At 58.5% G+C, this 3,040-nt stretch carries 3 protein-coding genes; all 3 read right to left on the reverse strand.

What is annotated here, in order from left to right:
- Positions 1 to 64 precede the first annotated feature (64 nt).
- The 3 genes from ACT3TP_RS18520 to ACT3TP_RS18530 are packed head-to-tail and all read right to left on the reverse strand — an operon-like array spanning position 65 to position 2,909.
- Positions 65 to 1,060: a tyrosine-type recombinase/integrase gene (locus tag ACT3TP_RS18520; RefSeq protein WP_444621267.1), complete on the reverse strand. Its 996-nt coding sequence runs from the start codon at positions 1,058 to 1,060 to the stop codon at positions 65 to 67.
- The gene (locus ACT3TP_RS18525) at positions 1,057 to 2,013 is read right to left on the reverse strand and encodes a tyrosine-type recombinase/integrase (RefSeq protein ID WP_444621268.1); all 957 of its coding nucleotides are present in this window, start codon (positions 2,011 to 2,013) and stop codon (positions 1,057 to 1,059) included. The genes ACT3TP_RS18520 and ACT3TP_RS18525 overlap by 4 nt, the downstream gene beginning before the upstream one ends.
- Positions 2,010 to 2,909 (reverse strand): tyrosine-type recombinase/integrase, encoded by a 900-nt coding sequence (locus ACT3TP_RS18530; RefSeq protein ID WP_444621269.1) that lies wholly within the window; start codon positions 2,907 to 2,909, stop codon positions 2,010 to 2,012. Before ACT3TP_RS18530 ends, ACT3TP_RS18525 begins: the two co-directional genes overlap by 4 nt.
- Between the last annotated feature and the right edge of the window lie 131 nt (positions 2,910 to 3,040).

Genomic DNA, 3,040 nt, shown 5'->3' on the forward strand with positions numbered 1-3,040 from the left:
CCGACCCGGGCGCCATTGATCCGGTGTTTCCGGGTATTACGGAGGGTATGGGTCGGCATAATCTTTAGAGCTGTGAAAGAAACTTCAGGAGTTCCGAGTCTGCCTTGAACCGGCTCGGCGTCAGGCTTGGCTCGTGTGCTATTTTCGCCAAGGCCTGTTCCTTAGCCCGGAGGTCTGCGTGGAGGTAGATCTGTGTCGTTTCCGGCGACTGATGACCCAACCACATGGCGATCACGTTGATGTCCACGCCAGCTTGGAGCAGCAACATCGCGCACGTATGCCGTAAGGAGTGCGGGGTGATGTTCTTGCCCGCCAGCGATGGGCAATTTAGGCTGGCGACCTGAACGTGTGTGCGGAGGATTTTCGCTACCGCGTCCCGGCTGAGCCGGTGCCCGGTCACTGTTCCGAAGATGGGTTGGTGCTCCTCGGATCGGTTCTCCGTCATCCACCGTGCCAGGATGGCCTGCGAGGGCGAGGCCAGCGGAATCATTCTGGTCTTACGTCCCTTACCGACACATTGGATATAGGATCCGGTCGTCCTGACGTGGACATCGCAGGCGCTCAGGCTGATCAGCTCCGATACCCTGAGCCCGGTATGGACCATGGTGAAAAGCAGGATATGATCTCGTCGCCCGTGCCACCGTGTCTGGTCCGGTGCTGCCAAAAGCGCGAGGACCTCGTCGTGTTCCAGGTACTCCACCAGGTGGTTGGTGTGTCGCTTGGTGCCGATCGACAGGACCTCGGCGATTCGTGAGGCCTGCAGCGGTTCCCGATATGAGGCGTATCGGTAGAAGGAGCGGATCGCGGCCAGCCTGGCGTTGCGGGTGCTGACGCTGTTGCCGCGCTCTGTTTCCAAATGGCTCAGGAACGAGGCGATCACCTGGGCATTGCAGATTTCGAAGGTGATCTTTTCGGGTCGGTGTCCCTCTACCTGGTCCAGGTAGCGCAGCAACAGAATAAATGTGTCACGATACGCGGCGAGGGTGTTGGCGCTGGCCTGCCGTTCGGCGATGAGCTTGTCAGTGAAAAACGCTTGAAGTAGTGCGGGAAACGAGTTCATGGTTGTTCCCCCGGATAATTCAATGAAGTGCTGAGCCGCTCGGCGGCCAGCCCCATCAGCTCTAGGGTTCCGGTCAAGTACCAGAATGTTGACTTCGGGTCCACATGCCCCAGATATGTGCTCAGCACTGGCATCATGGCCTCGACATTTTCGCCGTTGCGGTACCAATCGGTGAGCGTTCGAGTGGCAAAGGTATGCCGGAAATCGTGCAACCTGGGTCGGGGCCGTCCAGGCGCCGCGATGCCTGCAGCGGCGAGAAGTTCCGGGAAGTATTGTGTTGGGGATTGCTCCTTGAACCTGACCTTGCGGACATTGACGAAGAACGCCGTGGTTTTTCCCTGGCCACCCAGATACCGCTCACGGTCCCGGCGGTAGCCCGCCAGCACCTCGACGGTGCTTGGATGTAGCGGGATTTCCCGGGACTTGTTGAACTTGGAATCCACGACATGGATGAGACCATGGTCAAGGTCCACATCCTCCAGGTTCAGTCGGTGCACCTCGCTGGTTCGCATGCCGGTCACGGACAGCAAGCCGATGAACGTTGACATGGTCATGCCCCGGAATAGCGGCCGTAGCCCGGAGGCTGCTCTCATCAACTTAACCACCTCGAGGTCATCGTAAATATAAGGCAGCGATCTTCGTGTAGGGGCCGGGAGAATGTCTGCGGGCGGGATCTCATGCCTCGGATCGATGGCGTTTGCATGCCGGGCAAAGATCCGCACGACCATTAGTCTTCGTCCCCAGGTATAGGCGAGTTCACTGCGTGGCGCTTCATCCTTTGCCCATTGCACCGCCAACACCGTGGTGATCACACCTTCGTCCCGTTCCTGCATGAACCGTACGAAGCTACGCAGGGCCGTGGAGAAAGAAACCAACTTGAAACCCAATCCGCGGCGCATCTGCAGGTAGCCTTCGGCGAGTTCAGCGAGCTCATTGGCCTGTGGCTTTTTCATGGCTTCACCTCCGGCCACGGGCGGGCCAGCAGTGAGAGGTGCTTCAGATCAGTTTTGGCGTAGATCGCGGTAGACAACGTGCTGTGATGCCGCAGTACCTTTCCTATCTCGGCCAAACTGGAGCCTGAATCCAGCATCCTGATCGCCACCGTATGTCTCAGCTGGTGGGCCCCGACCCGGGGCAATGCAGCCCGCTCACTGGCCCTGTCCAATACAGCACTGAGCAGTCCGGCAGTGATGGGTCGGTATGGCTGGCGCATGGTGATGAACAAGGACGGGCAATCACATGGGGGTCGTGCATTAAGTACGTAGTCCCGCAGTGCTTCTCCCAACTCGGTCAGCAAGGGCAGTTGCTCACGCTGATCGCCTTTGCCCGTGACATTGAACGTCCCTGAGTACCAGTCGATATCGTCAAGAGACAGCCGTGCCACTTCAATTCGTCGCATGCCCAGGCGCGCCATGAACAGGACCATGGCGAGGTCACGGATCCCCACGGCGGTCTTGCGGTCGAAACTGGTCAGAAGGGCATCTACCTGTTCCAAGCTCAGACCGCGTGGAACGTTGGCCAGGCTCCAGCCGGCGACAGCAGGAACTGCATTAGTTAGTAACCGCCGCGTTACCGCGTGGACATGCAGAAAGCGCAAAAATGACCGCAATGCCCGATGGCGGTTCTTCAAATAGTTCCGCGAGTAATCGTGCGCCGCGTTCGCAGCGACAAACCGCAACACCATGGTTGCGTCAAGGCACATCAAAGTTGTTTCTAATGGGTCGGGCAACCAGTGCAGGAACTTCTCAGCATGCCAGAGCTCAGTTTCGATGCTTGTGTCGGCCAGCCCCCTTTCCAAACGCAACCACTGTCCAAACTCGGTGAGAACACCCTGCTCATCAAGATTCATCACGATCCTCCGATCAGCCAGTGCCCGACCATCGGGCAGCATGGAAGATCAGGGAAACACAGCCACAGGATTATGCCGACCCATACCCTCCGTAATACCCGGAAACACCGGATCAATGGCGCCCGGGTCGG

Source organism: Glutamicibacter sp. AOP38-B1-38 (assembly GCF_052377485.1).
Classification (GTDB): Bacteria; Actinomycetota; Actinomycetes; order Actinomycetales; family Micrococcaceae; genus Glutamicibacter.